Origin of the sequence: Dactylosporangium sp. NPDC051541 (assembly GCF_044454505.1) — a bacterium.
Taxonomy (GTDB): Bacteria; Actinomycetota; Actinomycetes; order Mycobacteriales; family Micromonosporaceae; genus Dactylosporangium.
Genome location: NZ_JBITDU010000001.1, coordinates 434,557 through 459,254, shown reverse-complemented (window position 1 = coordinate 459,254; position 24,698 = coordinate 434,557). Strand labels below are relative to the sequence as shown.

Here is a 24,698-nt window from a genome sequence, read left to right as displayed (position 1 = left end):
GGCGGGCATGCGGCGCGTTCAAGGGGTTGAACCGTCTCGTTCTACCAGGTGTTACGGCTCGGGTGGCGGCTCTCCGGCGACGGTGAGGCTCGAGGCGATGGCGTCGATGGAGTTGCTGGCTAACTCCATCCCGAGGTCGTGGGTGGCACGCAGGTGCCGGGTGAACTCCGCGAGTTCCTGGAACAGTTGTCCATACGCCCGTTGCGTCTCGATCGGTACAAGCGGAATCCGCACCCGACGCAGGTCGACCCGCAGATGGCCGCCGAGGCTGCTGCCCATCCGCTCGGCCTGTCTCTCCCCGTCGCTGCTGGACAGGTAGCCAGCTAAATACCAAGGGTCCAGCACTGTTGGGTCGGTCCGCACCACGTACACCGTGGAAGAGGGATAGGCGCCGACGTCCTCGGCGGTGGCGACGCGGGCCGTAACGCGGCGCGCGACGAGCGGTGCCAGCACGTCGCCGGCTCGGATCGGCGGGTTGCGGACCTCGTCCGCGTTGACGTCACCCACCTTAGTCGGAGGTTTTCCGGCCAAAAGGTCGTCACCGGTGACGATCCGTCCCTCCTTTGTGGGTGCGTCGCTTGTTCTGTCCGGGCTCGGGGTCGGTGTTCTGCGGATGAACACCGCTCCGGTCTTGGCCAGTTCGTTGAGGGTCATCGTCCGTACAGGTTCCGTGTTCACCTGAGGTGATCGGATCGCGCCGGGCAGGGTGTCCCCGAGGGCGGACAGAAGCCCGACGAGTTGATCTCGGGTGGCGATCAGTTCGTCGTCGGTGACGGCGGGCGGTGGCGGCAGTGGAAGTGCGCGTCTTGGCGTGAGGTCGACTTCCTCGTCGAGGAGGTCCGCCAGCGGCACCGCGCGGGCGATTCCGGGACGTTCGGCGAAGTTGTCCGGATCGGTGCGGAATCGCTGCCAGCTTCCGACGACGACGGCGTGAACCTGGGCCCAGATCGCCGCTGGCTTGCCGCCGCTAATCTCGCCGTCGGTGTCGACGAGCAGGACGCGAGCTGCGGTCGTGTCCTGCTCGGGGCGGTACAGGACCCAGATCTGCAGTGCAAGCGAGTAATGCGCGGCGAGGCCGGGCGGCAGCGAGATGATCGCGCGGAGCGCACCCCGGGTGAGCAGCTCGCGGCGAATGCGGCGCCCCGAGGGGCGGGATGCCGCGCCCGGCGGCATGAGAAGGACGACCGCGCCACTAGGAGTGACCCGGTTCAGGGCGTGCTGCACCCAGGCCAGCTCGGGCTCCAATTTGGGGGGAACACCGTATTCCCAGGTGAGGCTGTATGCGAGATCCTCATAACCCCAGTTGCGGTCAGCGAACGGGGGAGTCGAGACGACCGCGGTGATCTGGTCATCGGATGTCGCCGGGTGGCGCAGCGAATCTGCGTCGCGAACGGTGAAGCTCGCCGGGCGCGCGGTCGAGTCGCGTAGGGCGAGGCGTAACGCCGCGATCCGGGCGATCGCGGGGTTGATGTCCTGGCCCAGAACCCGTCGATAGCCGTGGCCAGCTGCAGCCAGCAGAATGGTGCCGCTGCCGCAGGTCGGGTCCAGCAGTGCGCCGGTGGCCCCGCCAGCGAGTTGCACCAGCAGGTCAGCGAGCTCGGGCGGGGTGGCCGTGAAGCCTGCACGGCCGACCGTGTCGAGGAAGCGGGTGCAGAGCAGTTCGAAGACCTCCGAGGCAGCATTCACGTCGTTGGCGCTGTCGCGAACGGCGTGAACGGCCGTGTCGAGCAGGGTGACGAGGCCGGCGGTGTCCGTTTCCGGTACATGGCCAGCAAGGTCCACGCCCACCACATCGACGAACGTCCGACCAGCCTGTGCCATGAGGCGGGTGAGCTCGGATTGCTCGGAGCGGCCATGTTTTTGCTGGTGCAACAGAATCATGCCAACGGCGGCGAGTGCTTCCTCCGGTGGCACGGCTCCGCGGACGGAGTCGAATGCCTGCCAGAGGCGCTCGTTGCTCGAGATCGACTTGTTCCTGCCCTGACTTTTTAGCCAGGACTCTACCTGCGCGAGATCGAATCGAGGGCTACGGTCGGTGCCCGCCACCGGCTTGGGAAAGTCGTTGTGTCGACGCCGCCAGTTGCTGACCGCGGTGGGCTTGACTCCAGAGATCCGGGCAATGTCAGCCGAGGTCACCTCTACTCGACCCGCCACCGCGCTGCCTCCGTTCACAAGTCTTGGTGGGTCACCATACACAGCTTTGAACACTAGGTCGACAGCATTGGTTAACGCTATTCACAGTTGATGGTCGCGAAGACGAACTCACCGTCGTCCTCGGCGTCACGCCGCCGCTACGGCCACAGCCGCCGGCTGATACCGAATTGCCCGAGCCGATCTGGGCCTCCCCCTACCGGCGTCGGCGTGACCAGGCTCCGTGGTATCGGGCCGGCCGCGATGCTCAATCTGGTTCGCGCCCCCGGGGCAAATCATTGCGACCGGGCGCAACAGCTCAGGGGGAAATCCAGCTTCGCCGAGGCCGCTGAGCTGACCCAAACCGTTGACAACAGGAGCGGCACGGAGCCCGCGTCGAAGCGGTACCGGGTTCGAGGCACTGTCGAGCGCGAACGCCGAACGAGTTTGTCACTGGCATGATTGTCCCGGGAGCTGAGGCTCATGGCGTGGGCGGCGACGGCGAGTTGGCCGGGCTGCCAGTGGCGCGGCGTCAACTCGACACGCCAGCGAAGGTCGCCAACCAGCATTCCATCGCCAAGCCGGCGCTCGCCCCAGACGTCTCAGATCCTCGGACAGCTCGGAGCCCATCGCGAAGTCAGCAATCAGTCCAGTATCGCAACATCGATGGGTGCCGTTATGCAACTGATGATGCACTTTAACTGGTCGAACCCAAGATCGTAAATGCCGGACGGTCAATATAGAAGATCACGAAATATGCCCCTCCACCTGGGGTGGAGGGGCGTCCGGTTGCCAGAGCCGCCTAACGGAATCGAACCGTTGACCTATTCATTACGAGTGAATCGCTCTGCCGACTGAGCTAAGGCGGCAACGGTTCCCAAGTGTACGGCACGCCCCGGGGGTGTGTGCGAGGGGATTCCCCGTTCTGCCCGACCCGGGTAGCGTCCTGCCCGTGATGCCCGACGATATGCCGCCCGCGCCGGGGGAGCTCACCGCGGAGCCGGGCGAGCCCCTGCTGCCGATCCCGCAGGAGGACGACGAAGCCCGGCCCGTCCCGCTCAACGGGCGCCCGACCGCGCTGGACCCGGATCAGATGGGTTTCACGCCGCGGCGGGCGGTGCCGTGGCTGAGCCCGGTGCTGCTCAGCGGGACGGCGGTGCGGGTGCTGCTGGCCGACCTGTTCGGGGCCTACCTCGACAAGCGGGAGCTGCAGAACGCCCTCTCCCCGCGCATCCTGCGGGAGGGCCCCGGCTACTCCGGCGAGGTCACCGGCGACGAGTGGCCCGACGACGGCGAGCTGTGGGTGGACTACGCGGCCGACACCGGGGACGGTTTCAACGCCACCTATTCGGTGGCGTACCTCCTGGCGCAGCCGAGCCTGACCGTCGACGGCCGGCCGCTGCCGCGGGGCGAGGTGCTGGTCCTCGGCGGCGATCAGGTCTATCCGACGGCGAGCGGGCAGCAGTACGAGGACCGGTTCAAGGGTCCGTTCCGCGCCGCGATGCCGGAGATCCCCGCTGAGGGCCCGCCGGCCCGGCTCTACGCGGTGCCGGGCAACCACGACTGGTATGACGGGCTCACCGCGTTTCTGCGGCTGTTCGTCCGCGGTGACGAGGGCGCCGTCGGCGGTTGGAAAACGCGGCAGTCGCGGTCGTACTTCGCGGTCGAACTGCCGAACCGGTGGTGGCTGCTCGGCCTGGACGTGCAGGCGGGCGCGTATATCGACGATCCGCAGCTGCGCTATTTCCGCGCGGTCGCGGCGCGTCTCGGCCCCGGCGACAAAGTCATCATCTGCCCGCCGTCGCCGAGTTGGGTGGAGGCGACCGACGACCGCAAGGCGTATGACAGCCTCGACTATTTCATCCGCACCATCATCGACCCGACCGGCGCTCAGGTCCCGCTCCTGATCTCCGGTGACCTGCACCATTACGCGCGCTATTCCCGGCCGGGCCGTGAGCTCATCACTTCGGGTGGCGGCGGAGCATATCTCTATCCAACGCATGAATTGCCGGATCAGATTTCGGTACCGCCGGTGCGTTCGCTCGTCCGCAATGCGTCGCCTTCAAAACAGTACACCCTGAAACGCACTTTCCCGACGAAGAACCAGTCCCGCGGTCTGGCCCTCGGGGTGTTCTGGCGCCTGCCGTGGCGCAATCCGATGTTCCTCGGCCTGCTGGGCCTGTTGCAGACCTTGACGATGCTCGCGTTCGTCAACGCCGCCGACCGCGTGGTGTCGGGGGTGGAGCAGCGCCTGGTCACGGTGCCGGCGATCCTGATGGTGGTCATCGATCTGCTCGGCACCTGCCTGCTCGCGATGCCGAGAGCGGCGGGTCAGCGAAGGCCCCGCCATTGGATACTGGGCCTGTTGCACGGCGTGGCGTTCGTGGGATTGGCGACGCTCGGCACGTGGGCCTGGCTGAACCTGCCGTTCGTGGACCTGGCCTGGCCGTTGCCGCTGCTCGTCTCGATCGTCCTGTACCTGCCATTGTCGGCGGTCGCGGCCGGTGAACTGTTCGCGCTGTATCTGCTCATCGCGGCCAAGTTCGACGTGAACCTCAATGAACTCTTCGCGGGTCAGGGCATCACGGGCTACAAGGGTTTCCTGCGCCTGCATTTCAAGCCGGACGGTTCGCTGACAATCTATCCGCTGGGCATTCGCCACATCGGCCGCCACTGGCACGCCAATCCGGAGGCCGCTCCGGGCGCACCGTGGTTCGAACCGGGCTGCCCCATGGATGTGCACCTGATCGACGATCCGATTGAAATACGATGAATGGGTACCTGTAATTCCTGGCGTTCGCGGCCGTGCTCATGCTCGTTCCCGGCGCCGACTTCACGATCGTCGTGAAGAGCACGCCGCCGGGCGGCCGGTCGCGGGCGCCTGGGCGGGACCGGTTTCCCTGCCCGCCCGGCTTCCTGTCTCGGCTCGACGTACGCGGCCGGGGCATGGTGCAGGGCAAGGCAGCGGCCGGCCTGGGCGTGCCGATAGTGCGGGTGGAGTCGCGGTTCCAGGCCGTAAACCGGGCGGGCTCGCCTACTTGCCTTATCGGGCCTTCGAGCCGCAACGCCAGCCGATGCTCAAAGGGCGACCCGGGTCACTCCGCCGGCCCCGGGCGGCGACTGCGCCGGCCGGAACTGCATCTCCCCGAGCCGCTCCTCCCACTGCCGCTGCAACCCATCGGCAAGGCCAAGCCCGTCGGCCGCGGTACGCAACACCCGCTCGGCAATCCGAACCGCCGCCTCAACCCCACCGCCCTCGTGTTCAGCCGTGACGACGGTGACGGCCTCAGCGGAGGAGATGACCCGAGCGATGGCCTCGGCCAGCTCGTATCGAAACCCACCGGCCCAGTCCGCGACCGCTTCGAGGTAGGCCGAGGTCGCATCAATCCGCCCAACGATGCTGTCGGCACTGTCCCCGTCCCCGATGTGCGCGGCCAACGCCCCCCAAACACCTTGAAACGCCGCCGCCCCGCTCCCTTCCCACCCACTGTCGTCGATGTCGGCCGACAGCCTTTCCGGCAGCCCCCGGAACCGCTCCCCGACCTCGGCCAGCTCCCGAGCCGCTTCCCGTAGAGCCCCGACATCAAGCCGCAGCCCGTATTCGAGCACCTCGCCGGGCAGCACTCCGACCCGCTCCAGCAGCCCGACGACCTCGCTCCCAGCCGGAATCCCACCCCCGGCGAGCAGCCGATCCACCCGCCGCAGCAGGTCTTCCCCGGGCACGACCAGCCGGTCAAGCACGTCAGTCACGATGCACCCACCGCACCGACGCCGCACCCGACGCGGCCAGCCGGTCGAGCCCACCGGCCACAACCGCCCTCCGCACGAGCCACGTCATAGAGCCACCACCCACCACGGCCGCCCGGCCACCCTTTCTCGCAGCCGGCCCGACGCCGCCGATGAGCACCGGATTCGCCGTCGTCATGAGGCCTCTTCATCGACCGCGCGATACGAAGCCGCAGCCCGCCGCAGCGCCTGCCCGGTCTCCGCCAGCCGCCCGCCGTGCGCCACGGTCTCCCGCCCCCGGGCGCTCAACGCCATGGCCAGCACCCGATGCAGCTCCCGCCCGGCCGCCCCGAGCGCCCCGTCGAAGTCGGCTCCGAGCGCCCGAGCCCCGGGGTCGATGACGCTGATCGTCGCGCCGGCCCGGGCCAGCTGATCCCCGGCCACCTCGAGCCGCTGCGCGAGTTCCTCGAGCCGCATCATTGGAGCGTCCGATAATCGCCGAACGTTTCCGCCTGCAATTTCTTGCGAGCCCAGACCGCAGCCTCCGCAGCCGCGGTGACCGCTTCCCGCACGGCCCGCCCAACCCCTTCACTGCTCCGGTTTTCCAGCGTCCCGTGGATGCGAACGTCGCGGATCGTCCCGTCGGCGGTGACCAGCACCTCCACGAGCCCGTCAGCCGAGCGCACAGTCACCTCGACGGTCTTGATCGCCTTGTCGAACCGAGCCTGCAGCGCCTCGATCCGGCGGTACCGCTCAACCGCCTCCTCGATCCAGTCCCCATCGATCTCGCGCCCCATCCGACCTCCCCGGCCGACAGTAGGACACCACAACACCCCGACGGAACCCCAACCTCGCGCCTGTGGATAACTCCGCCGGACACGACGACTTCATCGACCGTCGCCATTCCGATCAACGCAACGCCGGCCAGCGGAAAAGCACCACCAAGGGCGCGAAAAGTTCAGGTGGGAGAGGAGCGGGCGTCGAGAAGGTCAGCCGCGCCACAGGGAGAGCATCATGGCTTCCACGGCGATGCGGGGCTTGACGTTGGCCTCGATGGCGACGCGGCACTCCAGGATGGCTTCCAGCCGGCGCAGGGTGCTCTCCGGGGTCCACTTCTCGGCCGCGGCGGTGGCCAGTTCGTCGACGTCGCCGTGGACGGGGGCCACGTCGGCGTTGAAGGCGTGGGCTATCACGTCGCGGTAGAAGCCGGCCAGGTCGATCAGGGCCCGGTCCAGGGAGTCGCGCTGGGCCCGGGTGGCTCGGGACTTCTGCCGGCGCTCCAGGTCTTTGAGCTGGCCGGCGGAGCCGCGGACGGCGCTCGCGGCGCCCTTGCCGGTGCCGCCGGCGCCGAGGGCGGTCTCCAGCGCGGAGCGTTCCTTGGCGTCGACCTCGGCCACGGAGGCGGCGGCCTCGGCCTCGGCCGCTTCGATCAGGGCGCTGGCGGCGTCGAAGGCGGCGCCGATGCCGGTCAGCCGGCGCGGGACGGCCAGCACGGCGTCCCGCCGGGTCCGGGCCTGCGGGTCGCGGGCCAGGCGGCGGGCCCGGCCGACGTGGCCCTGGGCCGCGGCGGCGGCCCAGGCGGCGGTCTCGGCGTCGATGCCGTCGCGGCGGCTCAGGACGGCGGCGATGGCGTCGGCGGGGGGCTGGCGAAGGGGGACGACCCGGCAGCGGGAGCGGATCGTGACGGAGATGTCGTCGGGGTGGGTGCTCGGCGTGCACAGCAGGAACACCGTGCGGGCCGGGGGCTCCTCGACGGCCTTCAGCAGCGCGTTGCCGGCCGCCTCGGTCAGGCGGTCGGCGTCCTCGACGAGCAGCACCTGCCAGCGGCCCTGTGTCGGGGCGCTGGCGGCCCGCAGCACCAGGGCGCGCATCTCGCCGACGGCGATCGACAGGCCCTCGGGCACCACGAACCGGACGTCGGCGTGCGTGCCGGTGAGCGCCGTGTGGCAGGCCTGGCACGTCCCGCACCCGCCGTTGGGGCACTGCAGCGCGGCCGCGAACGTCCGGGCCGCCACCGACCGCCCGGAGCCCGGCGGCCCGGTGAACAGCCACGCATGCGTCATCGCCTGCTGTGCGCCCGCGTCCGGCGCGTCGCCCCGCACGATCGCGCCGGCCGCCGCCACCGCCCGCGACAGCGTCGCCACGGCATCGGCCTGCCCGACGAGCTCGTCAAAGATCGGCGGCGTCATACCCGCGACCCCTTATCGGAAGGGTTGGGAACGTCGGAGGCCGGTTCGTCCGGGTCGGGTTCGCCGGTCAGGTGGGCGGCGACCTCGGCGGCGTCGTGCAGGACGGTTTCGATGGAGGACTCGTCCTCCGGGATCAGGTGGCGGACCCGCTGCAGCACGCCCTCCGCCAGCGCGTCGATCTCGTTGGTCGCGTCGAGGACCAGGTAGCGGCTCGGGTCGGCCGAGGCCAGGTCCAGGAACGCGTAGCGGACCCGCTCGTGGAAGGCCAGCGACTCGCTCTCCAGCCGGTCGACCGGGCCGCGCTTCCCGGCCCGGGCCAGGCCGGCCGACGGGTCGAGGTCCAGCAGCACGACGAGGTCGGGCTTGAGGCCGCCGGTCGCCCACTTCGACAGCCACGACACCTCGTCGACGGGCAGGGTGCGGCCTGCGCCCTGGTAGGCCAGCGACGAGTCGACGTAGCGGTCGCTGATCACCACCGAGCCGCGGGCCAGGGCCGGGCGGACCACCGACGCGACGTGGTGCGCGCGGTCGGCCGCGTAGAGCAGGGCCTCGGCCTTGGGCGTGACCACGTCGCCGCCCTCGCCGGGCGGATCGAGGACCAGGCTGCGGATGCGCCGGCCGATCGGGGTGGCGCCCGGCTCGTGGGTGACGACGACCTCGCGGCCGATCGCCCGCAGCTCGTCGGCGAGGCGCTTGACCTGGGTCGACTTGCCCGCGCCCTCGCCGCCCTCGAACACGATGAACAGGCCGTGCGCGGACTTGGGGTCGGCGACGCTGAGCGGGCGGCCGCGGATGGAGCCGAGCAGGTCGGGCAGGAGCGGGACGCCCGGCTTGTCGTCCATCTGGCGCAGGGCGAACACCCCGGCGAACACGCCGAAGACGCCGGCGACGGCCAGCAGGGGGCGGGTGCTGGAGACGTCGAACGCGATGAAGCCCAGGTTGATCGTGCGGGTGCCGCCGAGGCCGACGATGACGCTGGACAGCGAGATGGTCAGCATGAGCACCACGCGGGTGCCCATCTGCACGAAGGCGAACGCGCGGCCGCGCATGTCGTCGGCGACCTCGCCGCCCAGCAGCGTGGTGCCGGACAGGAACGCCATGCCGGCGCCGACGCCGACCAGCAGCGCGCCGCCCACGGCGATCGCCAGGTGGCCGGCCAGGGCGAGGATGAGCACGGAGCCGGCGGCCAGGATGATCGACAGGCCGAACCAGCGGCGGCGGGACAGGGCGCCGACGAGCTTGGGCCCGGCCGCGATGCCGGCGCCGAGCCCGAGGAACAGCACGGCGAAGAGTAGGGCGAACGCGGACGTGCCGGCGCCGAGGGACTGCGCGTAGAACTTGGCCGTGCCGACCACGACGCCGCCGCCGGCGAAGGCGCCGAAGATGCCCAGGACCAGGCCGCGGACCAGCGGGGTCCGGCTGACGAAGGCCCAGCCCTGCGTGAACTCCTGGATCATGCTGGGCTTGCGCTCGACGCCCGCGGTGCGCCGGCCGCTGATCTCGCGGATGCCGAAGAACACGGTGGCCGCGGTGGCCAGGAACGTCAGCGCGTTGAACCAGAGCGCGATGTTGCTCGGCTGCGCGCCGGCCGGGGCGTCGTCGCCGAAGACCGCCGTCACCAGCCACTGCAGCGCGATGAGGACCAGCGCGGCGGCGACCGGGGTGATGCCGTAGGTCGTGGCCAGGGTGAGCTGGTTGGCGGTCTCCAGGCGGGCCCGGGGCAGCAGGTTGGGGACCGATGCCTCCTTCGCCGGGGTCCAGATCATCGCCACCGTCTCGATCACGAAGGTCGCGATCGCGGTCCAGGTGATGATCAGGGCGCTGTCGTCGAGCACCAGCGCGGCGGCCGGGATGGAGGCGAAGAACAGGAAGCGCAGCAGGTCGCAGACGACCATCGTGAGCCGCCGGTCGAACCGGTCGGCGAACACGCCGGCCACGGGGCCGAGGATCAGCGCGGGCAGCAGGCGAACGGCGATGACGGAGCCGAACGCCACGCCCTGTGCGGCCGGGTCGGAGACCTGCGCGGCGGCGAACGTGGAGGCGGCGAGGAGGCCGAGCCAGTCGCCGAGGGAGGAGAGGCCGAGCACCGCCCACAGCCGGCGGAAGGGCCGGATGCGAAGCACGGCCTGAAGCTCCCCGAACCCGGAGAGATCACTGCTGGCGATGGCGGCACCTCCTTGATATTCCGGTCTCACGCTACAGGTCGCCTCTGACAAGTTTGAAAACCCGAGGTTCTTTCGCATTCATCGACCGCCGGTTACCGTGACCAACGTGCCAAGCGACCGTTCCGCCTTGTGGACCCGCTACAACCGGGCCACCGCCGACCTCGATCCGCCGTTCGCGATCGTGGACCTCGATGCCTTCGACGCCAACAGCGACGCCCTGGTCGCCAAGGCCGCCGGCAAGCCGCTGCGGGTGCCGAGCAAGTCAATCCGCGTCCGCGCGCTGATCGACCGCACCCTGGCCCGGCCGGGCTGGCACGGCATCATGGCGTTCACCCTGGCGGAGGCCGTCTGGCTGGCGGAGCAGGGCACGGCCGACGACATCCTGGTCGCCTACCCCACGGCCGATCGTGCGGCGCTGCACCGCCTGGCGACGGACGAGAAGCTGGCCGCGACGATCACGATCATGGTCGACAGCCTCGAGCAGCTCGATCTCGTCCCGAGCAACGACAAGGTCACCGTGCGGGTCTGCATCGACCTCGACGCCTCCTGGCGCCCGATGTCCAAGGTCCACATCGGCGTGCGCCGCTCCCCCGTCCACAGCCCGCGGCAGGCCGGCGAGCTGGCCGCCGCGATCGCCGAGCGGCCCGGGTTCCGCGTGGTCGGCGTGATGTCCTACGAGGCGCAGATCGCCGGGCTGGGTGACGCACCGCCCGGCCGCCCGGTCCGGGGCGCGCTGATCCGGGCCATCCAGGCGCGCTCGATGCCGGAGCTGCTGGCCCGCCGCTCCGCGGTGGTCGCCGAGGTGCGCCGCCACGCCGACCTGGAGTTCGTCAACGGCGGCGGGACCGGCAGCGTCGCCGCGACGGCCGCTGATCCGTCGGTCACCGAGGTCGCCGCCGGTTCCGGCCTTTTCGGACCATGGCTTTTCGATGGGTACCGCAACTGGCGTCCGCAACCGGCCGCGATGTTCGCGCTGTCCGTCGTGCGCCGCCCCAATGACGCCACCGTGACCGCGCTCGGCGGCGGCTGGATCGCCTCCGGCGAGACGGCACCGACCCGCCAGCCGCTGCCGTGGCTGCCGGAAGGCCTGAAGCTGATCACCACCGAGGGGGCCGGCGAGGTGCAGACGCCGCTGGTCGGCCCGGGCACGCGCGGCTTGAAGGCCGGCGACCGGGTGTACTTCCGCCACTCGAAGGCCGGCGAGCTGTGCGAACGCGTCAACGAGATCCACCTGGTGCGGGGCGACCGGATCGTCGAGACCGTCCCGACGTACCGCGGCGAGGGCCGAGCCTTCCTGTGACCCGCTGGAAGCAGGTCATGGAGACGGCCCTCTACGGCCCTGAGGGCTTCTTCGTCCGGGAGCGGCCGCGCGATCACTTCCGGACCAGCGTGCACGCCTCGCCGCTGTTCGCCGGCGCGATCGCCACGCTGCTGGGCCGGATCGACGAGGCCCTGGACCACCCGGGCCGCCTCGATCTGGTCGACGTCGGGGCCGGCCGCGGCGAGCTGCTGACCGCCGTTCTGGCCGCGCTCCCGGGCCACGTGCGCGGTCGCGTGCGCGCGGTCGCGGTCGAGAAGGCGCCCCGTCCGAGTGATCTTCCCGCCACGATCGAGTGGACCTCGGCACCACCAGAGGGCATCGTCGGCCTGTTGATCGCCACCGAGTGGCTCGACAACGTGCCGCTAGATATCGCGGAAAAGTCCGAAAAAGGCGACATTGCATATCTCGACAGCGACGAGCCACTGAGCCCGGCCGACGACGCGTGGCTGCGGCAATGGTGGCCACTGGACGACGCCCCACCCGGCGCCCGGGCCGAGATCGGCTCGCCGCGCGACGAGGCGTGGGCCAGAGCTGTCGCAACCGTCGAGCGCGGCCTGGCCCTGGCGGTCGACTACGGCCACTTCGCCGCCGACCGCCCGCTGTTCGGCACCCTGACCGGCTACAAAGACGGCCGCCAGGTCGAGCCGATCCCGGACGGCGAGCGCGATCTGACCGTGGCCGTGGCCCTGGACTCGCTCGGCTCCGAGACGTTGTCCCAGCGTGAGGCCCTGAGATCGCTCGGCGTCGACGGCACCCGCCCACCGCTGGCCATGGCCACCGAGAACCCGGTCGGCTACCTGAAAACGCTGGCCCAAGCCTCGCAGGCGGCCGAGCTCACGGACCCGGCGGGCCTGGGCGGACAACAATGGGTCATGCACTGGGTATGACTGGCGGTCATACCGGCAGTACACTCGAAGGCATGACGACCAAAGTGACGCTGTCCTTCTCCGACCAGACCATCACCGACGCCCGCCACTGGGCCGAGCGCGACGGGGTCTCGCTCAGCGCCTGGATCGACCGCGCCGCCCAGGAGCGCGCCCTGCGGGAGATCTTCACGGCCCACGCCGAGGCGGTCCGCCGCGCCAAGATCGACCTCGACGCGGCCGCACTCACCGATGAGGAGGAGATCGCGCTCGTGAACGCCGAGCTATACCGTGGACGCCGTGCGTCGCGGTGAAGTTTGGCTCATCAAGGGTGCCCGTGAGCGATACGGGCTGATTGTCAGCTCTGACGTCTTCAACAGCACCGACGTCCCGGTCGTCATCGTGGCGGAGGTGATCGACGCCGAGGACCTGCGGGACTCGCCGCTCGCGGTGGAGCTCGACGACCTCGTCGTCATGCCCGACCGGCTCTCGTCGCCGCTCAAACGGTGGTTCGTCGAGCGCGTGTCGGTCGCGGACACCAGCACCATGCACAACGTATCGAGAGCGCTGCGCATCCTGCAGGACCTCTGAGCGGATACCTCTAGGCTGATGCCATGACGTCCGAGGTCACCGTCGGCACGGGTGCCGGCCTCGACACCGCCGACATGGTGCTCAACATCGGCCCGCAGCACCCCTCGACGCACGGCGTGCTGCGCCTGCGGCTGGTGCTCGACGGCGAGCGCGTGCTCAGCGCCGAGCCGATCATCGGGTACATGCACCGCGGCGCCGAGAAGCTGTTCGAGGTGCGCGACTACCGCCAGATCATCATGCTGGCCAACCGGCACGACTGGCTCTCGGCGTTCTGCAACGAGCTCGGCGTGGTCCTGGCCGTCGAGCGGCTCATGGGCATCGAGGTCCCCGAGCGGGCCGTCTGGCTGCGCACCGCCCTGGCCGAGCTCAACCGGGTGCTCAACCACCTGATGTTCCTCGGCTCCTACCCGCTCGAGATCGGCGCGATCACGCCGGTCTTCTACGCGTTCCGCGAGCGCGAGACGATCCAGGCCGTGCTCGAGGAGGCCTCGGGCGGCCGGATGCACTACATGTACAACCGGGTCGGCGGGCTCAAGGAGGAGGTCCCGGCCGGCTGGACCACCCGGGCCCGGGCCGCGATCGACCAGGTCCGCCGGCGCCTGCCCGACCTGGACAACCTGATCCGGCGCAACGAGATCTTCCTGGCCCGCACCGTCGGCGTCGGCGTGCTCACCGCCGCCGACGCAGCCGCGTTCGGCGCGTCCGGGCCGGTCGGCCGCGCCTCCGGGCTCGATCTGGACCTGCGCCGGGACGAGCCGTACCTGGCCTACGGCGAGCTCGATGTCCCCGTTGTGACCCGCACCGCCGGCGACTGCCACTCGCGCTTCGAGGTGCTGCTGGACCAGGTGTACGTGTCTCTCGACCTGGCCCAGCAGTGCCTGGACCGGGTGGACCAGCTCAGCGGGCCGGTCAACGTGCGCCTGCCGAAGGTGGTGAAGGCGCCGGAGGGCCACACCTACGCGTGGACCGAGAACCCGCTCGGCATCAACGGCTACTACCTGGTGTCCCGCGGCGAGAAGACGCCCTGGCGGCTCAAGCTGCGCACCGCCTCCTACGCCAACGTCCAGGCCCTCTCCACGCTGCTGCCGGGGACGCTGGTGCCCGACCTCATCGCGATCCTGGGCTCGATGTTCTTCGTGGTCGGCGACATCGACAAATAGCGACTAGCGCCAGCGGTCGTCGTTGCCCTCGAAGTCGACGATCGGCCGGCTCGCCCGGTCGCGGTCGCGGCGGCGGTCGTCGCGGACGCCGTTCCAGCCGTACTCGTCGTCGTCGCCGCCCTGCGCCCAGCGGGAAGCGGGCTCGGCCGGCGACGCGGGCAGTGCCGCCTGCGGGCCGCCGAGGGCGCGATCGGGCCGGCGCACCTCGGACCAGCGGGTCGAGCCGGTCTGGTCCCGCCGCGCCTCTTCGTAGCTGGTCTCCGACCAGCTCGCCTCCGGGCGCCGGCCGACCTCGACCCGGGCCTGCTCACCGGAGGCCCAGGTGCGCTCGCGCTCCCGCCGCGCCTCGGAGCGGCGCGGGCTCTCGGTGCCGGCGGAGTAGCGCTCCTCGAACCGCTCGTCCTGCGGCTCGTCGTCGCGGTCGTCGGGCTCGGCCCGGCGCCGGCCGACACCGCGGTGCTCGCCGGTGCGGTCCATCCGCCGCTCGTCGGGGCCGGCGTGGTGGCCGCCGGTGCGGGCCTCGCCGGAGTAGTACTCCTCCTGCCGCACCGACGCCCAGCGGTCCTCGATGCTCAGGCGGGTGCCGGTCTCGTCGGCGTGCATCGCCGAGCGCCGCTCCCCCATCCGCAGCTCGCGCCCGCCGCGCTCGTCGCTGTGCACGGAGGCCCAGCGGTCGGTCTGGCGCAGGCCGGCCACGCCGTCTTCGTCCTCGTCGGGCCGGCGCCGCCGGCCACCGCGCCGCTCGGCCGTCTCCCCGCGCTCGCCGCGGTCGCCACGCTCACCGCGGTCTCCTCGGCGGGGCGACGGAACCTGGGGCCACTCCGCGCTCTCGGACCGCTCCAGCCGCTCGCGCAGCAGCTGCTCGGTCCACGACTCCTCGCGCTGGGACTCGTCCCGCCGCTCGTCCCGACGGGGCGCCTCCCGGCGGGGCTCGTCGCGCCGGGGCTCGTCACGCCAGTCGCGCTCCCGCTCCCGGGGCCGCTCGTCGCGGTGCGGGCGGCGCTGGTCGGGCTCGGGCCGGGCCGAGATGCGCTCGGAGCGGTCGGGACGCCGCTGCTGCGGGACGTCGGGGCGGGGGCCGCCGCCGTAGACGGTGCCGGTGCGGGACTCGTTCGGGTCGACGACCGTGGTCTTCGTGGTGACATGCACGGTCTCGGTGTATCGCTGCAGGGGCACCGACGCCGAGGCGGCGGGCTGCGGCGGGGGTGGCGGCGGCTGCGCGGCGGCCCGCTCGAGCTGCCCGAGCTGCCCGCGCATCATCTCGACCTGGTTGCGCAGCGCGTCGACGGTCTCGTTGAGCGTGCCGATGCGCTCCATGAGCTGGCCGTGGACCTGCCGGGCGCCGTGGGTGATGTCGGCCCGGACGTTCTCACGCAGCGTGTCGATCTCTTCGTACATCATCTCCTCGACCTCGCCCTTGACCGTCTCCCCTTCGCGGCGCAGCGCCAGGGACAGGCCGATCAGGACGACGGCGAGCAGGCCGATCACGGCCGCGAACTGCAGAACGAAGCCGCTGCCCACCAGGAACAGCAGGGCGGCCAGCGGGGCCAGCCCGACCCCGCCCCAGAAGAGCAGTTGGAGCAGCTGTGTGCTCCGCTTCACCCCGGGGGGCCCGGTGGTCTCAGCGGCCGGCATGAGCAGAGAACTTACCCGCCTTTGCCCACAAACGAAATGTCCTCTCGCACCGCCTCCAGGAAGCGGCACGAGAGGACATAACGAACAACTAGCCGAGCGACGGGTCCGACGAGAACACCAGCGCGAGCGAGGCCTGCCCCTTCTTGAGGGCGTCCTTGCTCTGCGGGCCACCGGCGTCCAGGCTCAGGACCTTGCCGAACTGGATCTTGTAGGTGTTTTGCAGGCCGGGCTGGCAGAACGGGCGCTGCGGGCACTCGGCCGGCCCGCCGAGGACACTGGCCTGGCCGGAGCACTTGGTGGCGAAGTCGCTGAGCGTCTTCACCCCGTTCTTCGTCGCGAACTCCGAGGTCACCGCGAACGCGTTGCCGTCGGTCGCGGTCGAGGCCTTGCCGAAGGACAGACCCTGCTTGCCGCCGATGTCCTTCAGCGCGGTCACGGTCGCGTCGACGTCGCCGGTGGCGAGCGTCTTCGCGTCCTTGCCGTTGACGGCCTGGTTGATGAACTCGGTCAGCGTCGCCGCGTATTCCGGGACGACCTGGATGTCGCCCTTGGTGAGCTGGCCGTAGTAGACCTCGCGCTTACCGATCGTCTGCACCGAGGCGTCGTAGCCCGCGGCGTCGAGGGCGATCTCGTAGAGCGCGCCGAGGGTGGCACTCTCGGAGAAGTCGGCCGCGCCGATCTTGACGGCGCCACCCTTGCCCTTCTCCAGCCCGGTGGTGATGTTCTCGGCCTTGGCGAACTCGTCCGCCGCGACCTTCGAAGTCTTGCGGTCCACGTCGACCGCTTTGTTGAGCGCGATCAGCTTCTCCGGCGTGAGTGCACCGGAGACCTTGTCCAGCGCCGCGATGAGGGCCGGGTCGGCGATCTTGGTGTTGATCGCCGGAATGACGTTGTCCGCCAGCTGGAGCTTCTTGTCGTCGTTGAGGACGACCAGCTTGTCTCCGGCCACCGGGGCACAACCCGCACCGCTGACGCTCGCCGGCGCCTCTGTGCCCGAAGAACCCTCGTCGCCGCAGGCCACGAGGCCCATGCTGGCGAGACCGAGGAGAACTCCGAGCGAGGCGCGTATGGCTGTTCGCAAAATGGCCCGCCTTCCGTGTCCCGGCGCGATCACTGTGACCGGCCGCGTGTCCGACGGGCGGCGCTTATATGTGGCAATGGAAGCCCGCCCGCTTCCAAATAGGCAACTCCGGCGATGGAAATTCGGCAACCGCAACCAGGCACGTTTTCGTAACGACCCGTCACCGGATCGTGTTCACGCGCGGCCGGCGGCCCGGCGCAGCACCTTTGGTGTGAGCTTGCGCTCAATGATCGCCATCACACCGTCGATGATGAGGGCCAATCCGGCGACCAGGACAGCGCCGGCCAGGATCTGCCCGCCGTGCCCGGGGCCGAGCCCGAAGCCGGCCGAGATGATCATGCCAAGGCCGCCGCCGTTGACCGCGGTGGCCAGCGTCGCGGTGGCGACCACGGTCGTTGTTGCGATGCGCAGACCCGTGGCGAGGAAAGGTACCGCCAACGGCAGTTCGATCTGGACCAGCCGCTGCAGCGAGGTCATCCCCACGCCCTTGGCCGCGTCGCGGACCTCGGGGTCGATCTGGCGCATCCCGGTGTAGGCGTTGGCCAGCAGTGCCGGGAGCGCGAACACCGCGAGCGCGATGATGACGGCGGGCTTGCCGAGGCCGATGGGGGTCAGGGTGAGGATGGTCAGCAGCGCGACCACCGGCACCGCCTGGGTCAGGTTGGACAGCAGCACGATGACGCCGGACGCGGCCCCGCGCCGCCCGAGCAGGATGCCCAGCGGCCAGGCGACCAGGCAGCCGAGCACGACCGCGCCGGCCGAGATCTCGGCGTGCTCGGTGAGCCGGTCGAGGATCCCGTCCGGGTTCGTCCAGTTCAGCGGGTCGTTGAACCACAGCAACGCATCGTTGATCACGCTCACGCCGTCACCTCCGCTTCGCTCCGGCGCCGCCGCGAGCTCTTGACCCTGTGTTGCTGGATCGTGGCCTCGTCGCTTCGCTCCGAACCACTCATGCCGACCGCCTCCGGGTCCAGGGCGTCAGCGCGCGACTGACGAAGATCAGTACCAGATCGAGCACCAGCGCGAGCGCGACGCAGCCGATGGCGGCGGTGGAGATCTCGGCCTTGTAGTAGTTGTTGCGGAACCCGGCCAGGATCAGCGACCCCAGTCCGCCGTGCGAGCCGACGATCGCCCCGACAGTGACCAACGCCACTGTGGACACCGTCGCCAGCCGCAGCCCGGTGAGCATGCCGGGCAGGGCCAGGGGCAGCTCGACCCGCCAGAGCCGGGCGAACTTGCCGTAGCCCATCGCGGTCGCGGCCTCGCGCACGTCATCGGGCACCTGGAGGAGTCCGACGAGGGCGTTGCGGATGAGCACGATGAGGGCGTACGACGTCAGCGCGACGATGACCGGGGAGCGCCCGGTGCCCATGAACGGGGTCAGGGCGGCGAGCAGGGCCAGCGACGGAATCGTGTAAAGCACGCCCGCTGATGTCAGAATCGGCGTGGCGAGCGGGCGTACCCAGTAGGCCAGCACCGCCAACGGGATCGCGATGACCACCGCGATCGCCACCGACCACAACGTGATGACCACGTGGTCGAGGAGCGCATCCCGGAGCGTGTCGTAGTTGTCCTGGACATACGTCCAGGAGAACCAGGGATTGCCCGCCTCACCGCGAGCCAGGAAGGACATGCGTGGACGTTACCGCGAAGCACGACGCCGCGCCGATCACCCTCGATCGGCTGCGCAAGGTGTATCCGGACGGGACGGTGGCGGTCGAGGAGCTCAGCCTCGAGATCGGCAGCGGCGAGGTCACGGTGCTGATCGGCCCGTCCGGCTGCGGCAAGTCGACGGTCCTGCGGATGGTCAACCGGCTCATCGAGCCCTCGGGCGGCCGGATCCTGATCGACGGTACCGACGCCACCGCCGCCGACCCGACCCAGCTCCGGCGCACCATCGGCTACGTCATCCAGAACGTGGGGCTGTTCCCGCACCAGACGGTGCGCGCGAACGTCGGCACCGTGCCGCGGATGCTCGGCTGGGACAAACGGCGGACCGCCGAGCGCACCGACGAACTGCTCGAGCTCGTCGGGCTTCCGGCGGCGCAGTACGCGAAGCGGTACCCCCACGAGCTTTCCGGCGGTCAGCGCCAGCGGGTCGGGTTCGCCCGGGCCCTCGCTGCGGACCCGCGGGTGCTGCTGATGGACGAGCCGTTCTCGGCCGTCGACCCGATCAACCGGGGCCGGCTGCAGGACGAGTTCCTGCGGCTGCGCGAGGCCGTACGCAAGACGACGATCCTGGTCACGCACGACCTGCAGGAGGCGATCAAGCTCGGTGACCGCATCGCGGTGCTCTCCGACCACGCCCAGCTGCAGCAGTACGCCACGCCGGCCGAGCTGCTCGCGCGGCCCGGGAACACGTTCGTGGAGCGGTTCGTCGGCGAGGACCGCGGGATCATGCGGCTCTCGGTGACGCCGATCCCGGCCGACGCGCTGCGGCCGGTGGCGGAGGCGGGCGACGGCGCGCCGGTCGTGTCGTCCGGCGCGACGCTGCGGGAGGCGTTCGGGGCGATGCTGGCCGCGGGGCGGGGCGCGGTGGTCGTGCGCGACGGCGACACGCCCATCGGCGCGCTCACCGCCGCCGACGTCCAGGTCGCCCTGGCGTCAGCGGCGGTGGACACACCGGCCGCCTGAGTGCTGTGCGGTGCTGGGCGGCGGTTACGGTCGCCGCCCGGCCATCGTCGCCAGGCCGATGATCCAGCCGACGATGAGGCCGTAGCCGGCCCCGCCGGCCGCGTTCGCGGTGGCGGCGCTGAACGACGCGTTCGGGAGCAGGAACGACGTGAGGAAGGCCGCGAGCGCGGCAGCGAAGATGTAGGCGGCCCATCCGGTGAAGATCGCCGAGATGGTGCCGCGGGCCGAGGCCAGCTGGGCCCCGACGAGCAGCGTGATGAACAGCGCGGTGAAGACGATCAGCAGGATCGCCTTGAGGTCGGCCCCGATGAGGTCGCGCACGGCGGCGTCGCTGTCGAAGTCCCACGCCGGCCAGGCGAGGGTCTCCAGGAAGATGCCCCGGTCGGCCCGCTGGGTCCACTCGACGTACCAGGGGCTGCCGAAGATCAGCACAAGGAGGAAAGCGACGAGGGTACCGGCACTCGTCGCGGTGCGGTAACGGGATCGCGTGATTGCCATGCGGGGATAAGGCCCCGCTGCCGCAAAAAGTAAACGGAGCTTCGAGGGAGTCCGGGTGGAGCGGAGCTCCTCCGGGGAATGCGGACAGGACCGACAGCGATTCGCGCTATTTGTCGGCTTTCATGATGTAGTCGATGAAAGCGGCCCTGACCAGCGGCTCATTCTCGCCGTATTCGTGGCTGGTGGCCTCGCGCCAGAGCGCGACGGCGTCGTCGATGGTCGCATCCAGCGAACCGATCCAGCCGTCCTGCGTGTCGTTGTCGCTCTGCGTGACGTGCGTGAACAGGTCCCAGAAGAACTTGATGTCCCGCTTTTCGCGGGCCAGGGCGAACGCCCGGTCGCGCAGCTCCTCGGTGGGCAGGGCATCGAGCTGTTCCAGAGTGACCTCGGCCATGGTCACCAGACTATCTGGTGCCCCAGCGCTCCTCGACGCCCCAGCCGCGGTCCGACGAGCCGCGCGGGTTGTCGTAGCCGCCGTCGTCGTAGGAGCTCGGGGTCCAGCTGCTGGTGCGGGCCGACGGCGGCGACCAGTTGTCGTCGGGCTCGGCCGGCGGCGGCGTGATCGACGGCGGGGTCCAGGGCTCGTCCTCGGCGATCTCCGCGGCCGTCCGCGGTCGCCCGAACGTCTCCACCAGCCGGGTCACCACCAGGCCGATGCCGATCGCGCCGGCGGCCACGGCGATCGGCTGCACATTCCAACCTTCCGCCCGGGTGTACTGCAAGAGCAGCGTGACGACCACGACGGCGAGCAGGGTGCCGAGGACGCCGCCCCGCCGCCCGAACGCCGAGGTGCCGCCGGCGAGGGCCGCCCCCAACGCGAGCACGGTGACCGTGAACCCGCCGAACGAGCTGGTCGCGCTGCCCGCGGTGACCTCGCGCTCGGTGAGCGCGACGAGCACCCCGGCGACCGCCGCGAGCACGGCCGACCCGGCGATCGCGAAGCCGGTGAAGGTGGCCGCGCCCCCGCCGCGCCGGTCGGCCGGGTCGCGCACCGGGCGGAACCGGCCGAGCGAGCGGCGCAACGGCCGGATCAGGCCCAGCGCACCGCCGCCGGCCGCGAGCACCGCCACGCCGACCGCCCACCAGACCGCGTGGCCGTGCGGGTCGTAGGCGCCGGTGACGACCTTCGCGCCGGGCTGGGCCGCGATCCAGGCGATCAGCGCGAGCGCGACGCCGAGGCTGGTCGCCCAGCCGGGCACGTGGAACCCGACGACCACCACCGCGATCACGACACCGACGCCGAGCGCGATCAGGCCGGTGATCAGGGCGGTCGTGAGCAGGCCGCGGCTGGAGTTGGTGGCGAAGAACAGGCCGGCGGCGAAGGCGATGGGGCCGACGGCGAGGTTCGGCGCCGCGGCCCGCAGGGAGAGGCCGAGCGCCACCGTGACCAGGCCGAGCTGGGCGCCGGTGAGGAGCAAAGCTTGCAGCTCGGCACCGCGCAGCGCGGCGGGGCTGGCGTCGCGCAGGAGGTACAGCAGCGCCCCGGCCGCCAGCAGCAGGACCAGCTCCCACAGCGCGTGCACGGCGAAGCGGTCGCGCCCGGGCTCGCCGTGCTCCGGGTCGTCGAAGACGTCGCCGAGCTGCTGCGGCGTCGGTGCTCGACGGCGGCCGACGGATTCGCTCAGGCTGTCGGCCGCGGGCGAGCCGTAGGCGGGCGACACAGGGAAGCTGCCGGGCGTGTAGACGGACTGGTTGGAGACGCCGAGCGTCGGTGCGTCCTCGGGCACGCCCCCCGACCGGAAGTCGGGCTCCTCCCGGAATCCGGGCTCACCGCGGAACCGCGAGTCGTCGTACGCCATGGCGCGCGCCTCCTGCCAACCGACGGGTACGCGTCGCACGATAACCGCGGAATGTGACCAGCGACAGACCCTGCCTATCGACGATCCTGCACCGAACGGCCGGGTTTCGCCCGCCGAGTCCCGTTTCCGTCGCCGCGAAGACCGGTCGGCGTGGCCCGCCTTGGCTGTTCTTCGAGCACAAGCTGCGGATTTGGTACTTCATGGCAGTACCAAATCCGCCGCTTGTCGCTCTTGGAGCAGCTGACCAGAGCCAAGATCACCATCGAGAGCGGCGGCACTGTCACGGCTCCGGCCGGCCGTCACTGTGCGGCCCAGCGGTGCGAGACCAGGCGGAGCGCCGGTTGTCCGTCGCTCTCAAGCGTTCTGGTCGTCCGACGTGCGGTCGGCGCCCTCCTGCCGCTTCTGGCGAGGGACGTCCTGGTCCCGGCCGTTCGGAGGCACGCGGCAGGCGCGCTCGAGCCAGAGCGCGGCCGCGATGAGCACGATGGAGGCGGCCACGCCGAGCAGGGCCTGGGGCAGGTTCTCGGAGACCTTGGCCAGCACGCCGCGCTGGGTGAGCAGCCAGGACGACAGGCCGAGGTACATGCCGCCGAACAGCGCCGCGACCAGGGCGGACGCCTTGCCGAGGACCGCGTAACGGGCGATCACCAGCGGCTGCAGCGGGCCCGCACCCTCCTTGCGCAGGATGCGGTTGCGGGTCGAGTAGGCCTCGATGCCCTCGAAGATGGCCAGGCCGATCAGCGTCAGCGGCGGCAGCCAGGGCAGCGTGGGCAGGCTGTTCCAGAAGTTGCTGATCGCGATCCAGGCCAGCGCGGTGGTGAACAGCGCCGCGATGACCAGCGTGGCCGGGCGGGTGGGCTCCATCCGGCCCTTGGGACCGTTGGCGTCGGGGTCTACGGGTGGCGGCGTGGCCATCGCTTTCCGCTCCAGATCACGTATCGAGGTGGACGTCAACTCGTGGACGCAGGTCGGCGAGGTCACCGGCGACCTCGTCGGCGCGGATCAGGTCATTGACCCATCCACGCGTCGGCAGCTGGGCGTACGGCTGGATGTCGAGCCACGGCCGGAGCACGAATGCCCGCAGGTGGGCGCGCGGATGCGGCAAGGTCAACTCCGGGTCGTCGGACGTCACCGGCGCTCCGTCGTCGTTCCACACAGCAATCACGTCAACGTCCAGGGTACGCGGGCCGAAGCGGCGCGCCGGGTCACGCACACGCCCGGCGGCGTCCTCGAGCCGGTGGGCGACCGCCAGCCAGTCGGGCGCGGCGGCCTGCGGGTCGACCGCGAGCAGGACCGCATTGAGATAGTGCGGCTGGTCGGGGTCGCCCCACGGCGGGGTCTCGTACACCCCGGAAACCACCATCACGAGATCCTTGATCGCGGAGACGGCCGCCCGCAGGTGGGCCTCGCGGTCGCCGAGATTGCTGCCGAGGGCCAGCACCGCCGTGGTCACGACGACTTCTCCCGTCGGATGATCACGGCGACGTCGGTGAACTGCAGCGGGATGGGGGCCTGGGGCTTGTGAACGGTGACGGTGGCGGCTCGGACCCGGTGGTCGGCCAGGCAGACGTCGGCCAGCCGCTGGGCCAGGGTCTCGATCAGGTTGACCGGCTCGCCGGCGACCACGGCGGCCAGGCTCTCGGCCAGCTCGCCGTAGTGCACGGTGTCGGTGACCTCGTCGGACGCCGCGGCCGGGCCCAGGTCGAGCTCGAGCTCGGCGTCGATCACGAAGTCCTGGCCCTCGCGGCGCTCGAAGTCGAACACGCCGTGGAAGCCTCTGACCCTGAGGCCACGCAGGGAAATTCGGTCTTCTGTCGTCACTGCGCCGCCTTGGTCGCCAGCCAAACCTTGATGGCGTCAACGTTGCCACGGACGTCGTGGACCCGCACGCCCCATGCCCCGGCCGCTACGGAGAGTACGGTCGTCGCTACGGTCGCGGCCTCGCGGTCCTCGGTCGGGCGGGGAGTGCCGTCGGCGTCGGCGAGCAGGCGGCCCAGGTGGGACTTGCGGCTCGATCCGACGAGCACCGGGTGGCCCAGCGCGATGAGGTCGGGCAGGTGGGCCGCGAGCCGCCAGGTGTGCTCCGGCTTCTTGGCGAAGCCAAGGCCCGGGTCGAGGATGATCCGCTCGGCCGCCACGCCGGCCGCGACCGCGGCGTCGACGCGCTGGAGGAGCTCGGCCGCGACCTCCTTGACGACGTCGTCGTAGACCGCGAGGTCGGCCATCCGCCGGGAGTGCCCGCGCCAGTGCATGAGGACCCAGGGGCAGCCGGCCTCGGCCACCACCCGGCCCATGTCGGGGTCGGCGAGTCCACCGGAGACGTCGTTGACCAGCTCGGCCCCGGCCTCCAGGGCGGCCGCGGCGACGGCCGCCCGGGTGGTGTCGATGCTCATGGTGACACCCTCGGCGCGCAGCGCCCGGATGACCGGCAGCACGCGGGCCGCCTCGGTCCCGGCATCGATCCGCTCGGCCCCGGGGCGGGTGCTCTCCCCGCCCACATCGATGAGGTCGGCCCCCTCGGCCGTCATCTGCCGCGCGTGAACCACCGCGGCGTCCAGGTCCGCGTAGCGGCCGCCGTCGGAGAAGCTGTCCGGGGTCGCGTTGAGCACGCCCATCACCACGGGCGTTGAACGTCGCAAGACCATCACTTGAATGAAGGTACTCAACTCACCGCGAGCGCTCGGTGGCGACCTGCGACAACCCTACGGGGGGCGCGATGAACCCGTCTCACGAGGCACACTGTGCACACTGACCCCGATCCGGTCAGCTTGTTGGACACCGGACTGCCACGTACTCTCTGCAAGTGAACGTTATTCGGACCGTTAAACCCGACAATGGGCATTTAGCAGGGCAAACGCCCGGATAAGGTTCCGCTGGAGAGCGACACAGCAGCCGGGGTTGTACCG

24 protein-coding genes and 1 tRNA gene are annotated in these 24,698 nt (G+C 70.7%); 7 read left to right on the top strand and 18 right to left on the bottom strand.

Annotated features, from left to right (window positions below; genetic code table 11):
- Positions 1-51: 51 nt before the first annotated feature.
- Positions 52-2,136, bottom strand: coding sequence for an N-6 DNA methylase (locus ACIA8L_RS02090; RefSeq protein ID WP_395899475.1), 2,085 nt, complete (start codon positions 2,134-2,136; stop codon positions 52-54).
- A 790-nt stretch (positions 2,137-2,926) separates the two neighbouring features.
- Positions 2,927-2,999: transfer RNA gene (locus tag ACIA8L_RS02085), tRNA-Thr, on the bottom strand.
- Positions 3,000-3,286: 287 nt separating this feature from the next.
- On the opposite strand from ACIA8L_RS02085, the gene ACIA8L_RS02080 reads away from it, so the two are divergent.
- Positions 3,287-4,903: a metallophosphoesterase family protein gene (locus tag ACIA8L_RS02080; protein WP_395899473.1), complete on the top strand. Its 1,617-nt coding sequence runs from the start codon at positions 3,287-3,289 to the stop codon at positions 4,901-4,903.
- A gap of 305 nt (positions 4,904-5,208) precedes the next feature.
- Here the strand turns inward: ACIA8L_RS02080 and ACIA8L_RS02075 are convergent, their stop codons facing one another.
- The 5 genes from ACIA8L_RS02075 to tmk form a co-directional block, all read right to left on the bottom strand.
- Positions 5,209-5,880 carry a WXG100 family type VII secretion target gene (locus tag ACIA8L_RS02075; protein ID WP_395899471.1) on the bottom strand — a complete coding sequence of 224 codons (672 nt, stop codon included), beginning with the start codon at positions 5,878-5,880 and terminating at the stop codon, positions 5,209-5,211.
- Between the two features lie 171 nt (positions 5,881-6,051).
- Positions 6,052-6,333 (bottom strand): hypothetical protein, encoded by a 282-nt coding sequence (locus ACIA8L_RS02070; protein WP_395899469.1) that lies wholly within the window; start codon positions 6,331-6,333, stop codon positions 6,052-6,054.
- Positions 6,333-6,653, bottom strand: coding sequence for a YbaB/EbfC family nucleoid-associated protein (locus ACIA8L_RS02065; protein ID WP_395899467.1), 321 nt, complete (start codon positions 6,651-6,653; stop codon positions 6,333-6,335). The genes ACIA8L_RS02070 and ACIA8L_RS02065 overlap by 1 nt, the downstream gene beginning before the upstream one ends.
- Before the next feature lie 192 nt (positions 6,654-6,845).
- Positions 6,846-8,045 carry a DNA polymerase III subunit delta' gene (locus tag ACIA8L_RS02060; RefSeq protein ID WP_395899465.1) on the bottom strand — a complete coding sequence of 400 codons (1,200 nt, stop codon included), beginning with the start codon at positions 8,043-8,045 and terminating at the stop codon, positions 6,846-6,848.
- Positions 8,042-10,132, bottom strand: coding sequence for a dTMP kinase (tmk, locus tag ACIA8L_RS02055; RefSeq protein WP_395901673.1), 2,091 nt, complete (start codon positions 10,130-10,132; stop codon positions 8,042-8,044). The genes ACIA8L_RS02060 and tmk overlap by 4 nt, the downstream gene beginning before the upstream one ends.
- Positions 10,133-10,316: 184 nt before the next feature.
- Between tmk and ACIA8L_RS02050 the strand changes: the two genes are divergently transcribed.
- Genes ACIA8L_RS02050 through ACIA8L_RS02030 form a run of 5 tightly spaced genes read left to right on the top strand, consistent with a single transcriptional unit; the run spans position 10,317 to position 14,145 of the window.
- Positions 10,317-11,510 (top strand): amino acid deaminase/aldolase, encoded by a 1,194-nt coding sequence (locus tag ACIA8L_RS02050; protein WP_395899463.1) that lies wholly within the window; start codon positions 10,317-10,319, stop codon positions 11,508-11,510.
- Positions 11,511-11,527: 17 nt separating this feature from the next.
- Positions 11,528-12,418 (top strand): SAM-dependent methyltransferase, encoded by an 891-nt coding sequence (locus ACIA8L_RS02045; RefSeq protein ID WP_395901671.1) that lies wholly within the window; start codon positions 11,528-11,530, stop codon positions 12,416-12,418.
- A 32-nt stretch (positions 12,419-12,450) separates the two neighbouring features.
- The gene (locus ACIA8L_RS02040) at positions 12,451-12,708 is read left to right on the top strand and encodes a DUF6364 family protein (protein ID WP_223100873.1); all 258 of its coding nucleotides are present in this window, start codon (positions 12,451-12,453) and stop codon (positions 12,706-12,708) included.
- Positions 12,686-12,985, top strand: a complete 300-nt coding sequence (locus ACIA8L_RS02035) for a type II toxin-antitoxin system PemK/MazF family toxin (RefSeq protein WP_395899460.1) — start codon at positions 12,686-12,688, stop codon at positions 12,983-12,985. Before ACIA8L_RS02040 ends, ACIA8L_RS02035 begins: the two co-directional genes overlap by 23 nt.
- 23 nt (positions 12,986-13,008) lie before the next feature.
- On the top strand, positions 13,009-14,145 hold the full coding sequence (locus tag ACIA8L_RS02030) for an NADH-quinone oxidoreductase subunit D (RefSeq protein ID WP_395899458.1): 1,137 nt from the start codon (positions 13,009-13,011) through the stop codon (positions 14,143-14,145).
- Positions 14,146-14,148: 3 nt separating this feature from the next.
- Here the strand turns inward: ACIA8L_RS02030 and ACIA8L_RS02025 are convergent, their stop codons facing one another.
- The 4 genes from ACIA8L_RS02025 to ACIA8L_RS02010 all read right to left on the bottom strand — a co-directional run bounded on the left by ACIA8L_RS02025 (position 14,149) and on the right by ACIA8L_RS02010 (position 18,494).
- Entirely contained in the window at positions 14,149-15,780 is a 1,632-nt protein-coding gene (locus ACIA8L_RS02025) for a hypothetical protein (protein ID WP_395899456.1), read from the bottom strand.
- Between the two features lie 88 nt (positions 15,781-15,868).
- Positions 15,869-16,729, bottom strand: coding sequence for a glycine betaine ABC transporter substrate-binding protein (locus ACIA8L_RS02020; protein ID WP_395899454.1), 861 nt, complete (start codon positions 16,727-16,729; stop codon positions 15,869-15,871).
- 306 nt (positions 16,730-17,035) lie between these two features.
- Positions 17,036-17,722 (bottom strand): ABC transporter permease, encoded by a 687-nt coding sequence (locus ACIA8L_RS02015; protein WP_395899452.1) that lies wholly within the window; start codon positions 17,720-17,722, stop codon positions 17,036-17,038.
- An 88-nt stretch (positions 17,723-17,810) separates the two neighbouring features.
- On the bottom strand, positions 17,811-18,494 hold the full coding sequence (locus ACIA8L_RS02010; protein ID WP_395899450.1) for an ABC transporter permease: 684 nt from the start codon (positions 18,492-18,494) through the stop codon (positions 17,811-17,813).
- Between the two features lie 2 nt (positions 18,495-18,496).
- Here ACIA8L_RS02010 and ACIA8L_RS02005 point away from each other — a divergent pair, with 2 nt between their 5' ends.
- Positions 18,497-19,495, top strand: coding sequence for an ABC transporter ATP-binding protein (locus ACIA8L_RS02005; protein ID WP_395899448.1), 999 nt, complete (start codon positions 18,497-18,499; stop codon positions 19,493-19,495).
- Positions 19,496-19,519: 24 nt separating this feature from the next.
- Here ACIA8L_RS02005 and ACIA8L_RS02000 read toward each other — a convergent pair whose 3' ends face one another.
- From ACIA8L_RS02000 to folP, 7 genes are all read right to left on the bottom strand, one after another.
- A complete protein-coding gene (locus ACIA8L_RS02000) occupies positions 19,520-19,993 on the bottom strand; it encodes a hypothetical protein (protein WP_395899446.1) in 474 nt (157 codons plus the stop codon).
- A gap of 106 nt (positions 19,994-20,099) precedes the next feature.
- A complete protein-coding gene (locus ACIA8L_RS01995; protein ID WP_395899444.1) occupies positions 20,100-20,387 on the bottom strand; it encodes a hypothetical protein in 288 nt (95 codons plus the stop codon).
- A 10-nt stretch (positions 20,388-20,397) separates the two neighbouring features.
- Positions 20,398-21,792 (bottom strand): ABC transporter permease, encoded by a 1,395-nt coding sequence (locus ACIA8L_RS01990; RefSeq protein WP_395899442.1) that lies wholly within the window; start codon positions 21,790-21,792, stop codon positions 20,398-20,400.
- A gap of 354 nt (positions 21,793-22,146) precedes the next feature.
- Positions 22,147-22,707: a DUF3180 domain-containing protein gene (locus tag ACIA8L_RS01985; protein WP_395899440.1), complete on the bottom strand. Its 561-nt coding sequence runs from the start codon at positions 22,705-22,707 to the stop codon at positions 22,147-22,149.
- 16 nt (positions 22,708-22,723) lie between these two features.
- Positions 22,724-23,245, bottom strand: a complete 522-nt coding sequence (gene folK, locus ACIA8L_RS01980) for a 2-amino-4-hydroxy-6-hydroxymethyldihydropteridine diphosphokinase (protein WP_395899438.1) — start codon at positions 23,243-23,245, stop codon at positions 22,724-22,726.
- Positions 23,242-23,613, bottom strand: coding sequence for a dihydroneopterin aldolase (gene folB, locus ACIA8L_RS01975; protein WP_395899437.1), 372 nt, complete (start codon positions 23,611-23,613; stop codon positions 23,242-23,244). The genes folK and folB overlap by 4 nt, the downstream gene beginning before the upstream one ends.
- Positions 23,610-24,437, bottom strand: a complete 828-nt coding sequence (folP, locus tag ACIA8L_RS01970; RefSeq protein WP_395901669.1) for a dihydropteroate synthase — start codon at positions 24,435-24,437, stop codon at positions 23,610-23,612. Before folP ends, folB begins: the two co-directional genes overlap by 4 nt.
- Positions 24,438-24,698: the final 261 nt, after the last annotated feature.

What these genes read in the sequence shown, in the direction of transcription:
- ACIA8L_RS02070 (WP_395899469.1), bottom strand. Translation starts at nt 6,333, where the DNA reads ATGCGGCTCGAGGAACTCGCGCAGCGGCTCGAGGTGGCCGGGGATCAG.
- ACIA8L_RS02065 (WP_395899467.1), bottom strand. Translation starts at nt 6,653, where the DNA reads ATGGGGCGCGAGATCGATGGGGACTGGATCGAGGAGGCGGTTGAGCGG.
- ACIA8L_RS02060 (WP_395899465.1), bottom strand. Translation starts at nt 8,045, where the DNA reads ATGACGCCGCCGATCTTTGACGAGCTCGTCGGGCAGGCCGATGCCGTG.
- ACIA8L_RS02045 (WP_395901671.1), top strand. Translation starts at nt 11,528, where the DNA reads ATGGAGACGGCCCTCTACGGCCCTGAGGGCTTCTTCGTCCGGGAGCGG.
- ACIA8L_RS02040 (WP_223100873.1), top strand. Translation starts at nt 12,451, where the DNA reads ATGACGACCAAAGTGACGCTGTCCTTCTCCGACCAGACCATCACCGAC.
- ACIA8L_RS02030 (WP_395899458.1), top strand. Translation starts at nt 13,009, where the DNA reads ATGACGTCCGAGGTCACCGTCGGCACGGGTGCCGGCCTCGACACCGCC.
- ACIA8L_RS02025 (WP_395899456.1), bottom strand. Translation starts at nt 15,780, where the DNA reads ATGCCGGCCGCTGAGACCACCGGGCCCCCCGGGGTGAAGCGGAGCACA.
- ACIA8L_RS02010 (WP_395899450.1), bottom strand. Translation starts at nt 18,494, where the DNA reads ATGTCCTTCCTGGCTCGCGGTGAGGCGGGCAATCCCTGGTTCTCCTGG.
- ACIA8L_RS02000 (WP_395899446.1), bottom strand. Translation starts at nt 19,993, where the DNA reads ATGGCAATCACGCGATCCCGTTACCGCACCGCGACGAGTGCCGGTACC.
- ACIA8L_RS01995 (WP_395899444.1), bottom strand. Translation starts at nt 20,387, where the DNA reads ATGGCCGAGGTCACTCTGGAACAGCTCGATGCCCTGCCCACCGAGGAG.
- ACIA8L_RS01990 (WP_395899442.1), bottom strand. Translation starts at nt 21,792, where the DNA reads ATGGCGTACGACGACTCGCGGTTCCGCGGTGAGCCCGGATTCCGGGAG.
- ACIA8L_RS01985 (WP_395899440.1), bottom strand. Translation starts at nt 22,707, where the DNA reads ATGGCCACGCCGCCACCCGTAGACCCCGACGCCAACGGTCCCAAGGGC.
- folP (WP_395901669.1), bottom strand. Translation starts at nt 24,437, where the DNA reads ATGGTCTTGCGACGTTCAACGCCCGTGGTGATGGGCGTGCTCAACGCG.